At 59.3% G+C, this 19519-nt stretch carries 16 protein-coding genes; 6 read left to right on the top strand and 10 right to left on the bottom strand.

The features are described 5' to 3' along the window. Nucleotides 1-79: 79 nt before the first annotated feature. The 4 genes from DCC25_RS11905 to DCC25_RS05930 form a co-directional block, all read right to left on the bottom strand. On the bottom strand, nucleotides 80-202 hold the full coding sequence (locus tag DCC25_RS11905) for a hypothetical protein (protein WP_370443911.1): 123 nt from the start codon (nucleotides 200-202) through the stop codon (nucleotides 80-82). 113 nt (nucleotides 203-315) lie between these two features. After that, nucleotides 316-1683 carry a group II intron reverse transcriptase/maturase gene (gene ltrA / locus DCC25_RS05940; RefSeq protein WP_233487926.1) on the bottom strand — a complete coding sequence of 456 codons (1368 nt, stop codon included), beginning with the start codon at nucleotides 1681-1683 and terminating at the stop codon, nucleotides 316-318. 602 nt (nucleotides 1684-2285) lie between these two features. After that, entirely contained in the window at nucleotides 2286-2693 is a 408-nt protein-coding gene (locus DCC25_RS05935) for an IS3 family transposase (RefSeq protein WP_158278425.1), read from the bottom strand. An 80-nt stretch (nucleotides 2694-2773) separates the two neighbouring features. Further along, nucleotides 2774-2956: a hypothetical protein gene (locus DCC25_RS05930; RefSeq protein ID WP_110100995.1), complete on the bottom strand. Its 183-nt coding sequence runs from the start codon at nucleotides 2954-2956 to the stop codon at nucleotides 2774-2776. A gap of 648 nt (nucleotides 2957-3604) precedes the next feature. Between DCC25_RS05930 and DCC25_RS05925 the strand changes: the two genes are divergently transcribed. Next, on the top strand, nucleotides 3605-4606 hold the full coding sequence (locus tag DCC25_RS05925; RefSeq protein ID WP_233487925.1) for a GNAT family N-acetyltransferase: 1002 nt from the start codon (nucleotides 3605-3607) through the stop codon (nucleotides 4604-4606). Nucleotides 4607-5124: 518 nt separating this feature from the next. Here the strand turns inward: DCC25_RS05925 and DCC25_RS05920 are convergent. The 3 genes from DCC25_RS05920 to arsB form a co-directional block, all read right to left on the bottom strand. Beyond that, nucleotides 5125-5553 (bottom strand): arsenate reductase ArsC, encoded by a 429-nt coding sequence (locus DCC25_RS05920; protein ID WP_110100993.1) that lies wholly within the window; start codon nucleotides 5551-5553, stop codon nucleotides 5125-5127. 108 nt (nucleotides 5554-5661) lie between these two features. Then, nucleotides 5662-6207, bottom strand: a complete 546-nt coding sequence (locus tag DCC25_RS05915) for a hypothetical protein (RefSeq protein ID WP_110100992.1) — start codon at nucleotides 6205-6207, stop codon at nucleotides 5662-5664. 140 nt (nucleotides 6208-6347) lie between these two features. Then, the gene (gene arsB / locus DCC25_RS05910; RefSeq protein WP_183145627.1) at nucleotides 6348-7460 is read right to left on the bottom strand and encodes an ACR3 family arsenite efflux transporter; all 1113 of its coding nucleotides are present in this window, start codon (nucleotides 7458-7460) and stop codon (nucleotides 6348-6350) included. A 443-nt stretch (nucleotides 7461-7903) separates the two neighbouring features. Here arsB and DCC25_RS11900 point away from each other — a divergent pair, with 443 nt between their 5' ends. Further along, nucleotides 7904-8212 (top strand): HIRAN domain-containing protein, encoded by a 309-nt coding sequence (locus DCC25_RS11900; RefSeq protein WP_110100991.1) that lies wholly within the window; start codon nucleotides 7904-7906, stop codon nucleotides 8210-8212. A 1011-nt stretch (nucleotides 8213-9223) separates the two neighbouring features. Here the strand turns inward: DCC25_RS11900 and DCC25_RS05895 are convergent. The 3 genes from DCC25_RS05895 to DCC25_RS05885 form a co-directional block, all read right to left on the bottom strand. Continuing rightward, on the bottom strand, nucleotides 9224-9868 hold the full coding sequence (locus DCC25_RS05895; RefSeq protein WP_110100989.1) for a TetR/AcrR family transcriptional regulator: 645 nt from the start codon (nucleotides 9866-9868) through the stop codon (nucleotides 9224-9226). 82 nt (nucleotides 9869-9950) lie between these two features. Beyond that, nucleotides 9951-11615: an AMP-binding protein gene (locus DCC25_RS05890; protein ID WP_158524741.1), complete on the bottom strand. Its 1665-nt coding sequence runs from the start codon at nucleotides 11613-11615 to the stop codon at nucleotides 9951-9953. Between the two features lie 97 nt (nucleotides 11616-11712). Beyond that, the gene (locus DCC25_RS05885; RefSeq protein WP_110100987.1) at nucleotides 11713-12876 is read right to left on the bottom strand and encodes an acyl-CoA dehydrogenase family protein; all 1164 of its coding nucleotides are present in this window, start codon (nucleotides 12874-12876) and stop codon (nucleotides 11713-11715) included. A 265-nt stretch (nucleotides 12877-13141) separates the two neighbouring features. Here DCC25_RS05885 and DCC25_RS05880 point away from each other — a divergent pair, with 265 nt between their 5' ends. The 4 genes from DCC25_RS05880 to DCC25_RS05865 are packed head-to-tail and all read left to right on the top strand — an operon-like array spanning nucleotide 13142 to nucleotide 19426. After that, a complete protein-coding gene (locus DCC25_RS05880; protein WP_233487924.1) occupies nucleotides 13142-14938 on the top strand; it encodes an acyclic terpene utilization AtuA family protein in 1797 nt (598 codons plus the stop codon). Next, the gene (locus tag DCC25_RS05875) at nucleotides 14935-16530 is read left to right on the top strand and encodes an acyl-CoA carboxylase subunit beta (protein ID WP_110100985.1); all 1596 of its coding nucleotides are present in this window, start codon (nucleotides 14935-14937) and stop codon (nucleotides 16528-16530) included. The genes DCC25_RS05880 and DCC25_RS05875 overlap by 4 nt, the downstream gene beginning before the upstream one ends. A gap of 8 nt (nucleotides 16531-16538) precedes the next feature. Beyond that, entirely contained in the window at nucleotides 16539-18644 is a 2106-nt protein-coding gene (locus DCC25_RS05870) for a biotin carboxylase N-terminal domain-containing protein (RefSeq protein WP_110100984.1), read from the top strand. Then, a complete protein-coding gene (locus DCC25_RS05865; protein ID WP_110100983.1) occupies nucleotides 18641-19426 on the top strand; it encodes an enoyl-CoA hydratase-related protein in 786 nt (261 codons plus the stop codon). Before DCC25_RS05870 ends, DCC25_RS05865 begins: the two co-directional genes overlap by 4 nt. The last annotated feature ends 93 nt before the right edge of the window (nucleotides 19427-19519 follow it).

The raw sequence follows: 19519 nt of genomic DNA, 5'->3' as shown, positions 1-19519 counted from the left end.
AGTTGAATCCGCCTTGCGAGCCACGATCGGAGTGATGGACCAGTTCAGCACTGCCTGTGGTCGCGGTGTTCAGCGCGTGCTACAGCGCTTCTAAGGACAGCGCGTGCGTCGTCATCGATGATCTGGTCGCCCAGCCGGCGAAACGACGGGAGTACGCATCGATGACGAACGCGGTGTACACGAAGCCATACGATGTGCGCACATACGTGTAGGGTCGGCCAGCAGCGCCCTGCCCGCGTTGCCGCTGGATGGGTTTCTGCTGGCCGCCCTCCGAACCGGACGTGCCCATTCCTGAGCATCCGGCTCTCCATGTGATCACGCCGTGACGCTCGCCCAGGGGTTTGGGATGCGGGTTCCTCGGTAGCGGTAGCGGGTCACGGGAACCTGCCAGGCGCGGAAGAACTCGATCCCTTCGGCGCGGATCTGCCACCGGGGCAGAAGTCGCCTGACGAGGGTGCGCATGTTCAGCTTCGGGTGCCGCTTTTTCAGCCAGCCCACGATCCGCCAGAAGGCGAACCGGTCGAGATAGCTGAAGAGGTGTTTGACGACGCCGTGCTGGAAGTAGGCGCACCAGCCCCGTAGCGCCGGGTTGAGTCGGCGCAGCAGGTCTGCGAGCGTTCGATGGGATGCCCGGCGGGTCAGCGTCCGCACCTTGTCCCGGATGGAAGCCAGCGACTTCCGTGAGGGGTAGGTGTAGATCGCGGTCTTCCCACCGTGACCTCTGATCCGGCGGCGCTGGATGTGCCACCCGAGGAAGTCGAACCCGGTGTCTATGTGCGTGACCGTCGTCTTCTCGGCCGACAGGCGCAAACCCATCGGCGCGAGCACCGCGGCGACTTCGTCCCAGAGCGCGTCGGCATCCTCGCGGGTGCCTCGGACGAGGACGACGAAGTCGTCCGCGTAGCGGACCAGCTTCATCGTCGCGCCCCCGGCGCGTTGATGCTTCGTGCGCGACCATTGCGGGCCGAGCGCATCCCACTTGCGTTGGAAGTGCTCGTCCACCACGGACAGGGCGATGTTCGCCAGTAGCGGCGACAGGATCCCGCCTTGCGGGGTGCCGGTGTAGGTGTCCCTGTTCACGCCGTCCTCACTGAGGACACCCGCTCTCAGGAACCCGCGGACCAGGCGCAACACGCGCTTGTCGACGATCCTCGCCCGGACGCGCTGCATGAGCGCGTCGTGATCGATCTCGTCGAAGCACGCGGTGATGTCCGCTTCAAACACCTGCACGTAGCCACGTGAGGCGTAGAAATGGATCTCCGCGATCGCGTCCTGCGCCCGCCTGCGCGGCCGGAACCCATACGAGGACGGCTGGAAGTCGGCCTCGAATATTGGTTCCAACACCAGCTTCAGAGAGGCTTGAACGATCCGGTCCGTCATCGTCGGAATCCCGAGCTTGCGGACCTTGCCGTTCGCTTTCGGGATCGACTTCTGACGCACCCGTTCGGGGACGAACTCGCCGCGCTTGACGCTCTCGCGCAGCTCGGCGAGCATCCCGTGCACCTTCTCCGGTGGGACGGATCGCGGGGCGATTCCGTCAACTCCGGCGGTGCGACCTCCCTTGTTGCCCGCCACCCGATTCCACGCCGCAACGAGGAAGCCGGGGTCATAGACCAGGTTGAACACATCATCGAAACGACGACCGGGGTCGGTCGTCGCCCATTGGTGCAGTTTCGTCTGCATTCTCAGTACCCGTGCCCACGCCTCCGAAGTGTCGGCTGGCCACGAAACATCCGCATTCACGGCTGTGTCTCCTTTACCGCTTGCCGATCCTGCGATCACACTGGACCCCTTCGCCATGCGACCGGCTTTCCCAGCCTCGGACTACTACGGGCCCTCCGTCCCATCCCGGCCCGATCAGCAGGCCGTGCGCTCAGCCGTCGATGTCGTCGCTGGCGGCGACGCACCTCCGGCGAGACCGGGATGGTTCCCACGTTCACTCTCGAACCCTTCGACGGGATCGGCACCCAGTTATGCCCCAGCATCCTCGCCACGGCTACGCCGCAGGCTTTCACCGTGGCCTCCCGACTGGCGACATCACCCAGTCCAGGAGTTCCCCTCACCGCCGAAGCAGTGAGGGTGCGCGATGCAACCCGACCCGCATCCGCCAGGTTGGAGTCGGTGGTCTCGTATTGAGGGGCTTTCAGCCACTGGTTCCTATCCGTATGCCTCTCCGTCTCGCTAGCCGAGCCCGTACCATCTGGCAGTTCTGGCACGACTCGTCGTTGTCGAGGACTGCTCCACCCAACCCGCTCACGCCAACGGGCCAGATCGTCCTCCAGCTATCACACGCCTGCTGCGACAGGCACCGAGCGGTGTCCTTTCACCACCGCAAGGTTCGAGAGCACCTCGTGGCGCTCGATGTCAGCGACCCACAGCCGATTCGGGGCCGGTGCTTTGAAGTCCCGCATCACCAGATCCGGGCGCTCATCCGGTGTGCGCCCGGGTACCGTGGTGCGCGGTTTCCGGCCGCGGACCACGCCGCTGATTCCGGCCTGACGCATCGGCCGTGCGACCTGGTCACGGCCGACCTTCCAGCCGCTTCGGCGCATCGCATGCCACATTTTGCGAACGCCGTAGACCCCGTAGTTGCGGGCATGCAGGTCCTTGATCACCACGGTCAGTTCCCGATCACGGATCTGGCGTTCGCAGGCCGGGCGGGTCTTCGCTGCCCGATAACCACGCGACGTCATGAATCCACACTCGCGTGCTGCAAGTGTGCGGCAGATGAGCTCGACCCCGAACCGATCACGGTACATATCGATGTAGGCGATCATTTCGGCGAGGGGCGGTCGAGCTCGGCTGCAAAAAACGCGGACGCAGTTTTGAGAATCTCATTGGCCCGGCGCAGCTCCCGGTTCTCACGCCGTAACCGGCGCAGCTCTTCAAGCTCATCCGTTGTCGCGCCCGGCTCAGTGCCGGCATCACGTCTGGCCTGCTTCAGCCACCCGCGCATCGTACTGATGCTCTACCGAAGCTCAAGGGTCTCGCGCAGTTTGCCGAGGACTATGGTTCTGAATTCCGACGCATCGAGTCAGTGGCCGAGGCTGGTGGGAAGCTTCGCGTCCTCGACATCGGCCGACCCTCAGTTCGCGAGGCGACCGCTCAAGCGACCGATGCGAAGTCGCTCTAGACTTGCGACCTCGCCGATGACTATCAGTAGCCCTATGACGGTGGGCCCACAGCTCAAACATCTTCGGTGAAGTCGCAACCGCGAGTGCCATACCCATGCGTCTACCGGTACTTCATCGTTCCCTTGACCCTCTGCAGCAAATTGAACTGCAACATGGGGACCTCCTAGTCGTTGCGTGGAGTCCATACACGCTCTGATCAGGAGAAATAGCAAACGGTGTCGCGCACTCAGGCAGGATCTCTCGGAGCCTACCCAGAGGAGCACGTCGTCACACCACCCGAGAGCATTGTTGCGCGCGAAATCCCGCCTGGTTCACCCTTCTTTGGAGGCCAGCCGGGGTAGCGGTGTGCCGGGCACTTAGCGGTTCAGCAAGCTAATCTCCAAATGGCAGCACTGGGACGAATTCCCAGTTCATAGCCGGTATAGACGCTATTCGAGGCCTCCGTTCCGCACTGGGGTCTTGTATCCATCGTGACCGGTTGTGCGATCCGTGACCAGGCTCCGGCGGGCTTGTCGTCCGGTACATTGGCAGTCCTGGCACTCGCCGACGCCGAGACAGACCATTTTGTCGGCTCCTTGGTGCTCTTTGACATCAGGCACGACGATGCCGAAGTCGGTTTTTGGATTCATCCCGATGCACGAGGAACCGGGCACGCTCGCCGAGGCTTGGAACTGGCGTCACGTTTCGCTCATCGTAACGGGCTGCAGACACTGACAGCGCGCACGCTACCTGACAACGAGGCGTCACAACGGTGCCTGGCAGCAGCTGGCTTCCGTAAGGTGGCGCGAAGTGTCGGGGCCACACCCGCCGGAGAACACAAGGAATTGATCCACTACCGACTCAATCTGGTACCGCCCGTTATATTTCCGTTGCGCACGCAACGACTGCGACTCCGTCTACATGAGCAAAACGATACCGGGTGGCTGTATCAGCTCTACTCGCAACCCGAAGTGGCCCGGTATTTACTGGATGATCCGTGGACGGAAGAGGTGACCGGACGCAAGATAGCTGACCGTCTGAGCAAGTCCGATATCGGTGGTGAGTGCGGAGCGGTGGCACTGGTCATCGAACACGAAGGTGTGCCGGTCGGCGACGTAATGCTGTGGCTTACCGATCACCAGCACCGCCAAGCAGAAATCGGCTGGGTGCTGGACCCCCGCGTAGGCGGACGGGGACTTGCCACCGAAGCCGTTCGAGCTGTCCTGGCCCTGGGTTTCGAGCACTATGGACTTCACCGAATTACTGCGCAGATGGACGCACGCAATAGCGCCTCCGCGGCCTTGGCTCGCCGCGTCGGTCTACGACTCGAAGCACACCACATCGCGGACTGGTTTAGCAAAGGCGAGTGGACCGACACTCTGGTATTTGCTCAACTAGCCTCCGATTTCATCGAACCCAGCGGCCAAACTAACCCAAACTCACCCCTTCTCGAGGTGAGGTCGGGTCAGTGGGTCTCCGCCAGGAGCCAATAGCTTCTATATTTTCACACCTGCAAGCTCGTCGGGACGTGGCTCATCGTGACGTCAATTCCGTGTGGTACGGCTTGCCCGACGGTCACCCCTTGGTGTTGGAGGTCGGCTACGGTCTCGAAGCTGGGCAGACGCGCTGGGAAGATTGGTGCGAACCGTGGACGATATCCGAGGACGTACCGACGAGGCACTAGATGCTTTGCCAACTGGGGACAAGGCCGTTAGTCCATCGACACGTTGCACTACGAGAAGGCAATCGTGATGGTCGACTTGATGGTGGAGTTAGGGACCGAGCTCGTATTTGGCGAAGGGTCCGATCGTGGGCCATAGGTCTGCATCGGTGTTGCGCGAGGCACGTGAGTGTTGGACTGTCTGTATTCCGAACCTTATGGCCGGTGACCTTTACTTCAGCCAGCCCATCCGTGCCCTGCGGGCACCACCCAGACCCTTCAGAGGCATTCGCACGACCATAATGTGATGGAAGTTCCCCGCCTGTTGTGTCTTCTCCACACCACAGAAACTCACAAACCCGTTTTGGGCTCCAAGAGGCTGCCAATCAAGGCCCGTACTCGCGTTTTGATCTCGTCACGGATGACACGCACTGCCTCGAGGTCTTGGCCTGCCGGGTCGTCAAGTGTCCACTCTTCATAGCGCTTGCCCGGATAGATCGGACAGGCCTCCCCACATCCCATCGTGATGACCACATCTGAGTCCTGCACGGCCTCGGTGGTGAGCACCTTGGGTTGCTCAGCGGTAATGTCGATTCCCTCTTCGCTCATAGCAGCAACGGCAACAGGGTTGATCTGCTCAGCGGGCATCGATCCTGCCGAGCGCACCTCGATCTGGTCTGCTGCCAAATGGCGCAGATAACCGGCGGCCATTTGGGAGCGCCCGGCATTGTGGACGCAGACGAACAGCACAGAGGGTGTATCGGGTCTTTGGGTGGTCATGGACGGGTCCTCTTTCGGCATGAAGGAAGTGCTGGGCCCAGCGTGCGAACACGTGGTTGTATCTCCGGCAAGATGGCAATCAGCCCCTCGGGTGAGGCCAGAACGGGATCACTCACGGCCCAGTCTTGATAGCGTACCCCAGGAATAATGGGGCAGATATCGTCGCACCCCATCGAACGTGAGAGGCTTGGGGAAACGCTCCCGCGCAGTCTGGCTTTCGACGTCGGTCAGCAGGGACACCACATTCGGGTGCACGGTGTCGGCCGGAGCAGAACCAGCAGAGCGAGCCACCGCGTATCCGTCGGTGCTATCGTGCAGAACGGCAGCTACAAGCTGGGAACATCCAGCGTTGGCCACACAGACAAACAGCACTTGTCGTGCGACGGCGGTGTGAACCCGGGTCAGATCAGCCAGTCGTTGGGTGGCGAAGCATTTGGTCCGCCGCAGAAGCTCCGGGGCGCTCGTCGTGGTGTGCACCGCGACGGTATATGACTCCCGGATAATATGGGTGACGAGTCGCTTGGGCACAGTGGTAGCCGTGCCAGACAATTCCGTGACGAGACCACCCAGTTGGTCATCGATCTCTTGTGGTGCAACAGAAGGTTTCCGCGCCGGTGGCGTGTCCGTGGCGGAAGCCGGGTCGAAGGTCTCCACACCCGGGTCACACGACCTTCCGAGTCGACGAGACCAACAGTCCTGAGAACGGTCAGGGGGTGCGAGACGGTCGGCTGAGTCGGCACGCATGGCCTGGAGGGCGGTGGGTGTACATTCCGGAGAGGTCAGTGTCGGCTGACTCATGAGACACTCGTAACTTGTGAGGCGGATTCGGGCGGATACGGATCGGTATTGAACCAATCGCGGGCAATCCAGAGGGAGACGTACACCAGTCCCAGCAACACCGGGACCTCAATCAGTGGCCCAACCACCCCAGCCAGAGCTTGTCCGCTGGTGGCGCCAAAGGTACCGATAGCGACCGCAATGGCCAGCTCGAAGTTATTACCTGCCGCGGTAAACGCCAGCGTTGTTGACCGCGCGTAGCCTAGACCCAGACTCTTGCCTGCCACGATGCCCACAAACCACATCACCACGAAATACACCAACAAGGGCAGAGCGATCCGTGCCACGTCAAGCGGGTTGTTGATAATCGCTTCCCCTTGGAGCACAAAGAGGAGCACGATGGTAAAGAGGAGCCCATATAACGCCCACGGTCCGACACGTGGGAGAAACCGGCGTTCGTACCAGGCCCGACCCCGGTACCGTTCGCCGATCCACCGGGAGGCGAATCCGGCAAGAAGCGGAATCCCCAGGAAGATCACCACGTTTAGAGCGATCTGACCCATCGAGACCTCGAGCCCGTCTGTTCCGAGGCCGAGCCAGCCTGGCAAAACGGTGAGATAAAACCAGCCAAGCACCGAGAACATCAGCACTTGAAACACGGAGTTTATCGCCACCAAAACCGCCGTGGCTTCACGATCACCGCAGGCCAGATCATTCCAGATCACCACCATCGCAATACACCGAGCAAGCCCAACGATAATGAGTCCGGTCCGGTACTCAGGTAGATCGTGCAAGAACACCCAGGCGAGAATAAACATGACTGCAGGACCAACAAGCCAGTTCAGCACCAGAGACGACACGAGAAGTTTTTTATCTCCGGTAACGGCGACGACTTTGTCGTAACGGACTTTGGCCAACACTGGATACATCATGACCAATAGCCCCAACGCGATCGGCACCGAAACCCCACCGATCTCCAGCTGGGTCAGCACATCAGCAAGAACCGGCACGAATCGTCCCAATAACAATCCAGCGAGCATGGCCAGCCCGATCCATACCGGAAGCCATTTATCCAGCGCCGACATCCGCCGTGAAGACGCCGCCACAGTAGGCATTTTTGTTGCAGTCATCTGTCATCTCCTGACGTGTTCCACAGCAACGACTAACCACGTTCTCTTGGTGTACTCCACCGGACCGGTCCAACGTTCGGCAGACCGTGATTCGATCTGCCTCTATGTTAGTGACTATCTCATGAGCGTGGTCGATTCAGGTGTCATGGCTTGTTTCGCCTACCTCCGTGACGCGTTGGCCTGCGTTGCATCTCAGATCGGATCTACGTTGCCATCACGACTGCAGGCAGGAGCTTGTGTTTGTTTCGATAACCGGCACGCGAGTTATCTGTACCAATCTGAGGACCAAGACCACTTGACCACAAGGGAAAAGAACACAAAAGCCATAGTGCAGCAATCAGCTACAGGGCCATCAGCACCTCGTCGTAGAACCTTTCCAGCTCCAGGATGGGGTCCCAGCCGCTCCATCGAGGTCGTGGGCACTTGTCTCTACACCAAGAACATTGCCAACGTGCTCGATTTTTCCGCGACAACAATTTGTTCACGCCAATCTTTCCCTGTCGTTGGTGCCAAATCCCGATAATCCGCATGATCCCATGGCGATCAGTGTTCGAAACAACGGCAAGTTGCTGGGATACCTCAGTCGTGAGGACGCTCTACGCTACGGTTCTGAAGCACACCGGTTGGCAACCTCAGGGTATGCGCGCGAAGTTCAGGAATATCTCTTCAGGCAGAGCACTCAATCCCAAAACTGGTACCCCTCCACCGAGATTCATTTCGTCCTCCCAGAGCCGGGACATGGGCTCCCTTGAATCAGTCCATTCCCGATAGCCTCTCTGTCTTGCCTCACGGCGACGTTGCACAGGTCTTGAAGGAGGCAGACCACTTCGAAGTCCTCTGTGATGACGTTCCACCAGCAAAGGGGTAGCGCAGGCCACAGAACTTACCATTCATGCGCTTCGGTCCTCTGAGCTCAGCAACGACTGGAACAGTACCATGCCGTTCTATCCGGTTCCGGTTGCTGAGTCCGATAGCTACGATGTACCGCCTGCTTATCAGTATGAACCGGAACAACCAGCCAGGCACTATAGGCCCACTCATCACAAGAAGTGGCCCCAGGGCACTCCCCACGATTTGCCAGCTTCGCTCCATCACCGCAAACAGTTCCCCGATTCCTCATTCACTCCTGGGGCTCCAGAACCAATCATCGATTTTCCAGAACCAGCCAATCCTGAACTGATCATTCTTCAACGTTCCAATAAGGGTGATAAGACCGTACGCGTCCTCTTAGACGGTCCAACCGGGGGCCTGACAACGAGACTCGCTACACCGTCGATCACAACAACACGACTGGCACAGACACACATCGAGAAAAGAGTCCTGATGTTCTGCGACGTCGTGGAACCATACGGTTGATCACTCTCCTCATCATTGGAACCGTTCTCCTCGTCGTGATTCCCGATGTGGGGTGGGTTCTGGGCCCGTTAGTAGCCCTGTTTGGTGTTTACGACAAGAACGTGCACAATCGTTAGGCCTAGGTTCTAGAAGACGAAAAGCAATGGGGACAACCGGATTCACACCGCTTGAACGGCCCCCGCAGACCGAGAGGTGTTTGCTTGCGGCCTCGCTGATCAGCGTCAAAGACGGCAAGCCAAGAGGACTCACAACTCGAGATCTGCTGTTCGTTCCGGGCACGTGATTCCCAAAGCCCAACGCGTTAAACCAGCAGGTGTGCATCTTCGTGAAGACGTTTCGGTGCTGTACAACCACTATTCAAAAAACGATCCATACCAGGGTTGTAGATCCACCGGCAAGGTGCGGGTTTACCCCTGTTCTTCCGGATCCAGCCGCTTAATGGTGCGCATCTCTGCGGCCCAGAACTGCGCTATCTTCTTCCGCCGGTCCGAGTCATCGCTCAACAGATCAGCCAACCCGAGTCCGCGAGCCAAGTCCAGCGTCGTCTGGATGAAACGACGAGTACGCTCATCGGAGACATCGGCGTTGAGAATCCGCACCGTTTCTGTATAGATGCCACGTGCGAATTTATCTTCCAGTGGCCGGATACGCTCTTTGAGGGCCAGTTCGGACGCAGCGACGCACCAGATCTGCAGGGCGGCTTTAAAGACGTCGGAAGCGTAATATTCCAGGACTTTCTCCACGATATGGTCGAAGTCATCCCCCGGGGTAGCCTGCGATCTAGGTGCTTGGAGCCCTGCCTGTTCTCGTTCCTCAAACATGTAGTCGATTGCTGTCAGAAACAGATCTTCGCGGGTCGGGAAATGGTGTTGCAACGCACCACGGCTCACCCCGGCTTCTTGAGCGATCAACGTCATCGTCGCACCGTGCCAACCGGATTCTGCCAGGCAACTGATAGTAGACCGCAGGATTCGATCTCGAGTAGCACGGCTACGATCCTGCTTAGGCTCGTGCGACCGGTGGGACTGTGAGGAAGCACTGGAAGTGGTCATAAGTTTCAATCCTAGACCTCAGACGCCACCGCGCCGGGTGATGACATCATCACCACACACCCGAGATAGAGCTTGAGGGGCGTCAAAATTCTTCGCGCAAAACGTTCTTGCGAATTTTGCCAGTTGACGTCTTCGGCAAGGCTTCGACGAACCACACTCTCTTCGGTGTTTCCACGCCGGACAGGTGGTCGCGCACATGAGACAGAATCTCTGCCTCGACCTCGGAGGCAATCTGTTGTCGCTGTTCAGCACTCACTTCTGAAACGGCAGGAACCTTATCGCTACAAACTACGGCTGTGACGGCCTCACCCCAATGATCGTCAGGTGTCCCGATTACGGTACATTCGATGACTCCGGGGGCATCGGCAACGATTCGCTCAACCTTCATCGACGAGACATTCTCACCGCCGGTTTTGATGATGTCCTTGACTCGGTCAACGAACCACACAACGCCTTCGTCGTCCATGTAGCCAACGTCGCCACTATGGAACCATCCGTGACGAAATGCCTCCTGATTGGCATCGGGCCGATTCCAGTACCCCGCGGTGACGTGTGGACCGCGGTAAACGATTTCACCAACCTCTCCGGGAGGTAACAATCTACCGTCTGGAGCCATAATTCGGGTGCGCACCGTTGGGGAGGGCACTCCCCACGACCCGTTCTTACCGTGTCGATGATCAGTACGTTGAAACGTCGTCGCCGGCACAACTTCTGTTTGTCCCGATCCCAGCACTTTCCGTGCATTCGGCATCATGGCATCCATACCTGCCAAAATCCGTTCGGGCATCTGTGCCATTGCGTACATGGCGGTCTCCATCGATGACAGGTCCCGAGCTTGGCGCTGGTTTTCGGCGATCAGGGCTGCCCACATCATCGGTAGACCCGTGAAAACCGTAACTTTCTCTCGCTCAATGGCGTCAAGAACAGTAGCGGGATCGAACCCTTGCTGAAGCACCAACGTGCCACCCAGAAATAACACGGGCTTAGCGAGGGTGTTCAGCCCCGTGACATGGAACAGCGGCAAACATAACAGCATGGTGCCAGGGTGCTCACCCCAATCTTTTCCGATCAACACCGCATTAGACATCACACCGGTCACCACCGCGCTGTGCGTTGCTAGGGCACCTTTTGGTCTAGCGGTGGTTCCCGACGTGTAGAGACACTGAACGATGTCGTCACTGGAAATGATGAGTCTCAGTTCATCGTCCACCGGTGTGGCCAAAAGATCTGTCAGATCTACTCGCGCATAGTTCGTCGCCATCGACAATGCAGCCTCGTTCTCGACCGCACCGGTTCCGGTTTCGCGCACAACGACATTGTCAATCGTGACCCCTTCGGCAATCGTTGCTTCCAGCAGGGGTAGCATAGCGTCGTCGATGATGACAGTCCGCACACCGGCATCGTCGAGAATCCAGGCGATGTCTGACGGCGTTAGCGCGTAGTTGATGGGTAATGCCACTCGCGCGGATTTGGCGATCCCAAAGTAGATTGCCAGAAAATCCGCGCTATTGGCCACCATGATGGCGACCGGTTCTCCCTGTTCCGGGGCGTCGGGGAGATTAATAATCCCGCGGGCCATCGCTTCGGCATCGTGGTCCAGCTGGGCATAACTGATACGTCGTTCTCCTTCCACAACGGCAATCTGTTGTGGATGTTTCTCGGCGGCGCGGGTCAACGCGTCGCCCACCGTATGACGACGGGCAAGATTGAGATCAACGGGGTCGACGGTACTGGTATCGGGTTTCATAATGTTCACTTCCTGGTGAATGTATGGGTCAGTAAGAAGCAGTAGAGGCGCAAACCGCAGGCCAGGATCCAGTAGCGCAGAGCATCGAGAAGAGAGGTTAAACCGGATAGCCATCCATTCGGGCAAGCACCTGGAGCATGACCTCGTCGGCGCCACCGCCGATCGAGGACAACCGCACGTCGCGGAGGAATCGGCTCGTCCAGTTCTCCTCCATATAACCCATGCCCCCATGGACTTGTAGCACCGTATCGGCGACATCGCGTAGCAAGCGTCCAGCTACGAGTTTGCCCACGGTGGCTTCCCGAGTAATGTCTGCACCGGCATGAGATAGCCGGCACATCTTTTCGTTGTGCGATCGCAATAGTTCCAGTTGGGCAGAAAGCTCGGTCAGCTTGAACACGGGGTACTGGCGAGCGGCAAGGGGTGCCCCGAATAGCTCACGTTGTCCCAAGTATTCCCGGGTCTTAGCGAGCGCCCACTCACTGGCACCGACGGCTGTGAAACACGCCGAGAGACGCTCGACCACGAACTGTTGCATCTGTTGTTGGAATCCCCGACCGATCTTACCGATCGTATTTGATACCGGAACCCTCACCTCATCGAGGTGTAGCTCAACGGTGTCAGAGGAACGATTCCCGAGTTTGTCGAGCGGGCGCGAGACGGTGAACCCAGCAAGCCCTGAGGGCACAATAATCTGCGACATCCCCCGATACCCGCCCTCATCGGACGTCCGGACCAACATGCAGAACCAGTCGGCCTGAGTGCCGTTGGTAATGAAGATCTTGCCACCATTGATCACCCAGTCGTCACCGTCGCGACGGGCCTTGGTGGACAGACCTGCGACATCTGATCCGGCCCCGGGTTCTGTCACCGCGATGGCTGCCACTTGTTGCCCTTCAAGGGCCGGGCGTAGATATTGCTCTTTCAACTCCGGACTACCAAAACGGGCCAAGGATGGCGTAGCCATGTGCATCTGGACGTTGATTGCCATCGACACTCCAGCGGTATTCCCCTTGGCCAGTTCCTCGGCGAAGACCATCTGGTACTCCATGGGCGCGCCTTCCCCACCGTCTTCTTCGGGATACCCCAGCCCTAAGTACCCTGCTGCGGCCAACTTAGGAAACAGTTCGTGGGCGTCGAAGACTCCGGCGTCCTCCCACTGGTTCATTCTGGGGACAATTTCCTTGTCGCAGAACGATCGGACGCCTGCGCGAAACTGTTCGAGGTCAAACTGGTCAAGATCGTCTGGTTCTTCGGTCATATTTGCCTCTCTGACGCCAACGACATGGTGGCTTACACCGGTTACACCGTGTCTATCGTGATGCAGGTCACATTAGCACCCTTAATGAAGAAAAAACAATCACGCTTGCTTGTTGTCAAAAAATGTGCCAACATGAGGTCCACGACTCGTTCAATCCGCTCCCACGGGAAGGCACGTGAGCATGGACTCCGAGCACAGCAGGAACAATCCCTTACCCACCCGAACTGGCCACTGTCCTCGTGGTGTTGCGAATGCGGACGCTATCTTGGCTGACCAGGATGGCCCGGTGGTGAGGATCGGTAATGCTTCCGGGTTCTATGGGGATCGCTTCGCCGCTTTCGACGAAATGGTTCGGGCCGGCGTGGACGTCATCACCGGTGACTACCTTGCAGAACTCACGATGCTGATCTTGGCCCGGCAGAAGGCAACGGATCCCACCACAGGATTTGCGCGCACGTTTTTGTCTCAGCTGAAGCACTCGCTGGAGGCCTTGGTTGCCACCGATGCCCGTGTAGTCGTCAATGCGGGCGGGATGAATCCGTCCGGGCTAGCTGAGGCGATCAATCAACTGGTGACGAAGACCGGAGCTGAGCTTCCGGTGGCCTATGTGGACGGCGATGACCTGACTGACCGCAGTCAGCAACTCGGTTTGGGCCAACCACTAGCTGCCAATGCCTACCTGGGTGGTTTTGGCATTACCTCAGCCTTACGGGCAGGGGCACGGATCGTGGTAACAGGGCGGGTGACCGACGCTGCGCTGACCACAGGTGCAGCTGCCTGGTATCACGGGTGGGAACGGGATGATCTTGATGCCCTGGCCGGGGCGATGGCCGCCGGCCACGTCATCGAGTGCGGGATGCAGGCCACCGGTGGAAATTTCTCCTTCTTTACCGAGATCCCCGACTTGATCCGTCCCGGATTCCCCATCGCTGAGATAGCCACCGACGGTAGCTCGGTGATCACCAAACCCGTCGGCACCGGTGGTGCTGTCACCGCCGAGACGGTGATCTCTCAGTTACTGTACGAGGTGGCCGGGGCCAGATATCCCGGCCCGGATGCCACCCTGCGACTAGATTCCATCACGGTCACCGATCTCGGTGCCGATCGAGTGGCGTTGAGCGGAATCCTCGGTGAAGCCCCACCACCGACCCTCAAGGTCTCAGCTACCGAACTCGGTGGATTTCGACAGGAGATGACCGTCTATCTCACCGGCCTGGACGTCGATGCCAAGGCGAATCTGATTCAAGCGCAGTTCCACCACGCCCTGAACACCGCTGGATTACCGATGCCGCAGCAGTTGCAATGGACGTTGGCGCGCACCGATCACTCCGATGCGACCGTGCAAGAGGAAGCGAGCGCCCGCCTGACCCTGGTCGCTCGCGACAATGACCCCCAGGTGGTGGGACGAAAATTGGCAAATATTTTTGTCGAGATCGCACTGGGTAGCGTTCCCGGTATCTTCTTATCTTCTCCACCTAAAGAAGCCGAAGTGTATGGCCGGTTCCGTCCGGAATTCGTTCCCCAGACCATCCCAACTCACCGCGTGCATTACCCCGACGGGTCGGCAGAAGTCATTGTGCCACCTGAACGCACTCTGCGACTTGAACCCACGGATCTGGACGAGCACTCCCCTGCTACCGGGCAGGGACCCACCATCACTCAGTCCTCGTCCGATGCCACGGAATCCTCTGTTGCGTTGGGCCGATATTTCGGTGCCCGTAGCGGCGATAAGGGCGGGACGATCAATGTTGGTGTCTGGGCCCGTAGCAACCCGGGCTGGACTTGGCTACGCCAAGAGCTCACACCGGAACGACTGCGAGAGTTGCTCCCAGAATTTCGAGATCTCCCGATGGACCGTGTCGAGCTGGCCAAGCTACGGGCGGTGAATTTCGTCATTCACGACGCACTCGGGGAAGGCGTCGCCTTCGGTGCCCGCTTTGATGCACAGGCCAAAGGTGTGGCCGAGTGGTTGCGCAGTCGTCACGTTTCACTACCGTCCGACGTCACGGAATTTTCGGGCCTCGACGATAACTTCACGACCGGATTCGGAGTATCCTCATGACTCGTCTCATCAGCACCATCGACACTTCCTCCCCGGAGTTCCAGCGGAGCGAAGAAGCGATGCTGCACAAAATCTCCGAGATCGATGCGGTCTTCGAGCAACTGGCTGCAGCCGGTGGTCCGCGTGCCGTGGCCCGTCACCGCGACCGCGGTAAGCTCACCGCACGAGAGCGCATTGAGCTCCTCATTGACCGCGACAGCCCCTTTCTTGAGCTTTGCGCCGTCGCGGCCTGGGGATCAGATTTTCCCGTCGGAGCCAGCATCATTGGTGGCATCGGAACCGTGTGCGGGGTTGAATGCGTCATTATTGCTAACGACCCCACGATTGCCGGCGGTACGTCAAATCCATTCACGCTCAAAAAGCAACTGCGCATCATGGATATTGCACTGAAAAACCGGCTTCCGCTGATGACCTTGGTCGAATCAGGCGGGGCGAACTTACCGACACAGAGTCAGGTCTTTATCCCGGGGGGTGATTCCTTTCGGCGACTAGCCCAGCTGTCTAAAGAGGGCATCCCCACGATCTCAATCGTGTTTGGCAACTCGACTGCGGGAGGCGCCTATCTTCCGGGCATGAGTGATCACGTGATCATGATCGAAGGCCAGTCGAAAGTCTTTCTTGGCGGACCACCACTGGTGAAGGCCGCCACCGGCGAAGTGAGCGACGATGAATCACTGGGTGGAGCCGGAATGCACGCGCGAACCTCGGGGCTTGCCGATTATTTCGCCCACGACGAGCAAGACGCATTGCGTATCGCACGCCGTGTTGTCTCCCGGCTCAACCACCGCAAAGCAGGCCCCGCGCCTGCCACCTCGATGCCACCGGTCTTCGACGAGGAAGAGTTGCTCGGCATCGTGCCCGATGACCTCAAGATTCCATTCGATCCGCGGGAGGCTATTGCCCGGGTCGTTGATGGGTCGGATTTTGATGAATTCAAGCCTCTTTATGGTGCTGGCATGGTGACCGGTTGGGCGAACATCCACGGTTACCCGGTGGGCATGATCGCCAACGCCAAGGGCGTGATTTTCAGCGAGGAAGCACAAAAGACCACCCAGTTTATCCAGATCGCCAACCGGCAAGCCACTCCCCTGGTGTTTGTACACAATACAACCGGATACATGGTCGGTCGCGCCTACGAGGAGGGTGGGATCATCAAACACGGTTCGATGATGATCAATGCGGTGTCCACCTCCACGGTTCCCCACATCTCTGTGCTGATCGGGTCCTCGTATGGGGCCGGCCACTACGGGATGTGCGGCCGTGCCTTTGACCCGCGTTTCCTCTTCGCCTGGCCCTCGGCCAAATCGGCAGTTATGGGTGGCGCCCAATTGGCCGATGTGGTGACCTCCGTGGCGAAAGCTTCGGCCCAAGCCCGTGGTACACCCGTCGATGTCGACGCGCTGGAACATCGCCGAGCTGCCATCGAGCAACAGATCGAAGACGAATCTCTGCCACTGTTTCTCTCGGGTCTCGTCTACGACGATGGGATCATCGACCCCCGAGATACCCGCACGGTGCTGGGGCTGTCGTTGTCGGCCATTGCGAATAGACAGGTCGAGTCCGATCGGTCTTACGGAATTTTCCGGATGTGAGGAACCACATGACTGTCCAGACCACAACACGCCCGATCACCCGGGTGCTCGTCGCCAACCGTGGGGAAATCGCTCGACGGGTCTTCGCCACATGCAAAGCCCGCGGGATCGGAACCGCAGCGGTATTTTCCGATGCGGATGCCCATGCTCCGTTCGTCGCCGAAGCCGATCTTGCCGTGCGTCTGCCGGGTACCGCCCCAGCAGACACCTACCTGCGTGCCGAGCTCGTGATTGCGGCCGCCCAGAAAATGGGCGCCGATGCGATTCACCCCGGCTACGGGTTCCTGTCCGAGAACGCTGGCTTCGCCCGAGCTGTTATCGAGGCCGGATTGATCTGGATCGGTCCGGATCCCGCTTCTCTTGAACAAATGGGGTCCAAAATCGAGTCCAAGCGCCTCATGGAGCAGGCCGGCGTACCGGTCTTGACGGATCTCGACCCCGAATCCATCACCGAAGCTGAGTTACCGGTGCTCGTCAAAGCCTCAGCAGGTGGTGGCGGTCGCGGGATGCGGATTGTGGAACGTCTCGATGAGCTTGCTGACACCGTGTCCTCGGCCTCGCGCGAGGCCGCCAGTGCCTTCGGCGATCCCACGGTTTTCTGTGAGCGCTATATTCCTACCGGGCACCATATCGAGGTCCAAGTGTTTGGTGACCGGGCCGGCAACGCCTGGGCAGTGGGAGAACGAGAATGTTCGATTCAGCGTCGCCACCAGAAGATTATCGAAGAGGCGCCCGCTCCGCTGGTTGAACGCCGGGGCGCGCGAATGCGTGAACGTCTCTATCAGGCCGCTCGCAACGCGGTGCAACGGCTGGGGTATATCGGAGCAGGAACCGTTGAGTTCTTGGCCGACGAGGACGGGTCCTTTTACTTCCTGGAAATGAATACCCGCTTGCAGGTCGAACACCCGGTGACTGAATGTACCACCGGGCTCGACCTCGTTGGGTTGCAGTTGGACATCGCGGCCGGGGCAGAGCTGGTCGGTGACGAACCCCGGGCTCAGGGACATGCCATTGAAGTGCGCCTCTACGCCGAGGACCCCACGCAGAATTGGTCGCCCCAAGCCGGACCGATCCGAGAGTTCTTGGTGCCGGAAGTGGACGCTGTCTTCAACAACCCAGCACCCGGACACCCGGCGATTCGTCTCGATGCTGGTGTCCAAGCCGGAGATGTGATGGGCACCGATTACGATCCGATGATCGCGAAGATGATTGGTGTTGCCCCAACCCGGCACGGTGCCGCACGCAAACTTGCCTCAGCTCTGGAAAGGATGGTGTGGGACGGCCCCGTCACCAATGCCGACCTGCTCGTGAGCATCCTGGGCGAAGAGGATTTTCTCTCGGGGCACACCGCCACCTCCTACTTAGAGGATCATCCTGCTGTGTTCACGCCGGCCACTGACGAGACCACCACAAGGTTGTTTGCCGTGGTGGCAGCCATCGCTACGGCGGCAGCTGTGGCCGAAGGCGCTCCCGCGTGCCCCGATGGCGTGGTGGTGCTCGGCGCACCAGAGAACGCAGACCAGGCATTGGCCCGCCACATCGCCGAGGAGAATCCGCGACCGCGCATTGGTGGGTGGCGGTTGTTCCACCCCGACTGGCGAACTCGCGCCTTCCTTCTCGGTAGCCAGGAGATCTCCATCGACTATCGCCAACGTCGGTATGGCTGGGAGATCTCCCCCAGCTCGGTGCCTGACGTTAACAGCGTGGAGGTCGTCTCGGCATCCTCGGCTGTCGTGCGGCTGCGCATCGACGATGTGGAGCGACGTTTCGTCGTGTCACGAACGGGCCGTCAAGTGGTCGTCACCGGGTCCGAACGGTCCGTAACGCTCACTGAGGTCGAACACTTCACCGATCCGGAGACGGTCTCTGCACCGGGTAGCCTGATCGTGCCCATGCCAGGCACCGTGGTACATATCGAGGCAACAGTTGGTGACGCCGTGGTGGCAGGCCAAAAAATCCTGTGGGTGGAAGCTATGAAAATGGAGCACGCCATCACCAGCGATGCTGATGGCATTGTCGAACAGCTCACGGTCAGTGTCGGTGATCGTGTTGACGTTGGTGCCGTGCTGGCCGTAATTGTTGCCCAGAGTGAAAAGGAGGCTGTCACAGCATGACGAGCGTGGTCTATACCCTCGAGGGGTCAACGGCGACCCTGACACTCGATGCACCGGAGAATCGCAACGCGATCAACCAGGCACTACTGCAGGGCATCTCTGAGGGGTTGGACCGGGCCAGTGCTGATGATTCGGTACGCAGTATCGTGCTGACTCACACCGGTTCGGTGTTCTGCGCTGGTGCAGATCTGAAAGACCACTCCTTAAACGACACCGAAGGTGGCACGCCGACGACAGGCGCTTCGACTGCGAACGCTGTCATCCGTGAGTTGCTAACATGCCCTAAACCGATCATCGCAGCGGTCCACGGTCATGTCAGGGCCGGTGGAATGGGCTTTGTGGCTGCCTGCGACTTTGTCGTCGCGGGTCCGCAGTCCACTTTCGGGCTCACCGAAGTGCGGATCGGGGTCGTCGCCGCCATGATCGCGCCCGTGGTCTTAGCCCGGCTTGGTGACCGAACCGCAGCAGGTTGGCTTCTTCGGGCACGCACCATCACCCCAGACGAAGCGCTGTCAGCAGGCTTCATTTCTCATGCCATCACTGACACCGATGGTTCTGTTGACGGCACGGTCGAGGAGATTCTGACCGACTTACGCAAAGCTGCTCCGGCAGCGCTGGAAGCATCAAAGATGCTGGTCAACCGTCATGTTCTCGAGCTTATGGATACCCGTGAGCAGGACATGGTTGAGCTCTCCCAGCGCTTTTTTGGCGGAGATGATGCCAAAGCCGGGATGACGGCGTTTCTGAACAAACAACATCCGCCGTGGGTCCTGGACGCCTGATCCCACGATGCCTAGTCACCGATCATGGCCTGATCACCCAGCTCGCTACTGGCATACGCTGTGAGGTTCAGCTACTAGTTGTGAAGATGGCTG

The organism is Auritidibacter sp. NML120636, from assembly GCF_003185945.1.
GTDB classification, from domain to species: Bacteria; Actinomycetota; Actinomycetes; order Actinomycetales; family Micrococcaceae; genus Auritidibacter; species Auritidibacter ignavus.
This window is presented reverse-complemented; position numbering and strand designations above follow the sequence as displayed.

Excerpts from the sequence above, each read along its gene's own strand:
- ltrA (WP_233487926.1), bottom strand. The coding sequence starts at position 1,683 with ATGCAGACGAAACTGCACCAATGGGCGACGACCGACCCCGGTCGTCGT.
- DCC25_RS05935 (WP_158278425.1), bottom strand. The coding sequence starts at position 2,693 with ATGACGTCGCGTGGTTATCGGGCAGCGAAGACCCGCCCGGCCTGCGAA.
- DCC25_RS05930 (WP_110100995.1), bottom strand. The coding sequence starts at position 2,956 with ATGCGCGGGTGGCTGAAGCAGGCCAGACGTGATGCCGGCACTGAGCCG.
- DCC25_RS05920 (WP_110100993.1), bottom strand. The coding sequence starts at position 5,553 with ATGACCACCCAAAGACCCGATACACCCTCTGTGCTGTTCGTCTGCGTC.
- arsB (WP_183145627.1), bottom strand. The coding sequence starts at position 7,460 with ATGACTGCAACAAAAATGCCTACTGTGGCGGCGTCTTCACGGCGGATG.
- DCC25_RS05895 (WP_110100989.1), bottom strand. The coding sequence starts at position 9,868 with ATGACCACTTCCAGTGCTTCCTCACAGTCCCACCGGTCGCACGAGCCT.
- DCC25_RS05890 (WP_158524741.1), bottom strand. The coding sequence starts at position 11,615 with ATGAAACCCGATACCAGTACCGTCGACCCCGTTGATCTCAATCTTGCC.
- DCC25_RS05885 (WP_110100987.1), bottom strand. The coding sequence starts at position 12,876 with ATGACCGAAGAACCAGACGATCTTGACCAGTTTGACCTCGAACAGTTT.
- DCC25_RS05875 (WP_110100985.1), top strand. The coding sequence starts at position 14,935 with ATGACTCGTCTCATCAGCACCATCGACACTTCCTCCCCGGAGTTCCAG.
- DCC25_RS05870 (WP_110100984.1), top strand. The coding sequence starts at position 16,539 with ATGACTGTCCAGACCACAACACGCCCGATCACCCGGGTGCTCGTCGCC.
- DCC25_RS05865 (WP_110100983.1), top strand. The coding sequence starts at position 18,641 with ATGACGAGCGTGGTCTATACCCTCGAGGGGTCAACGGCGACCCTGACA.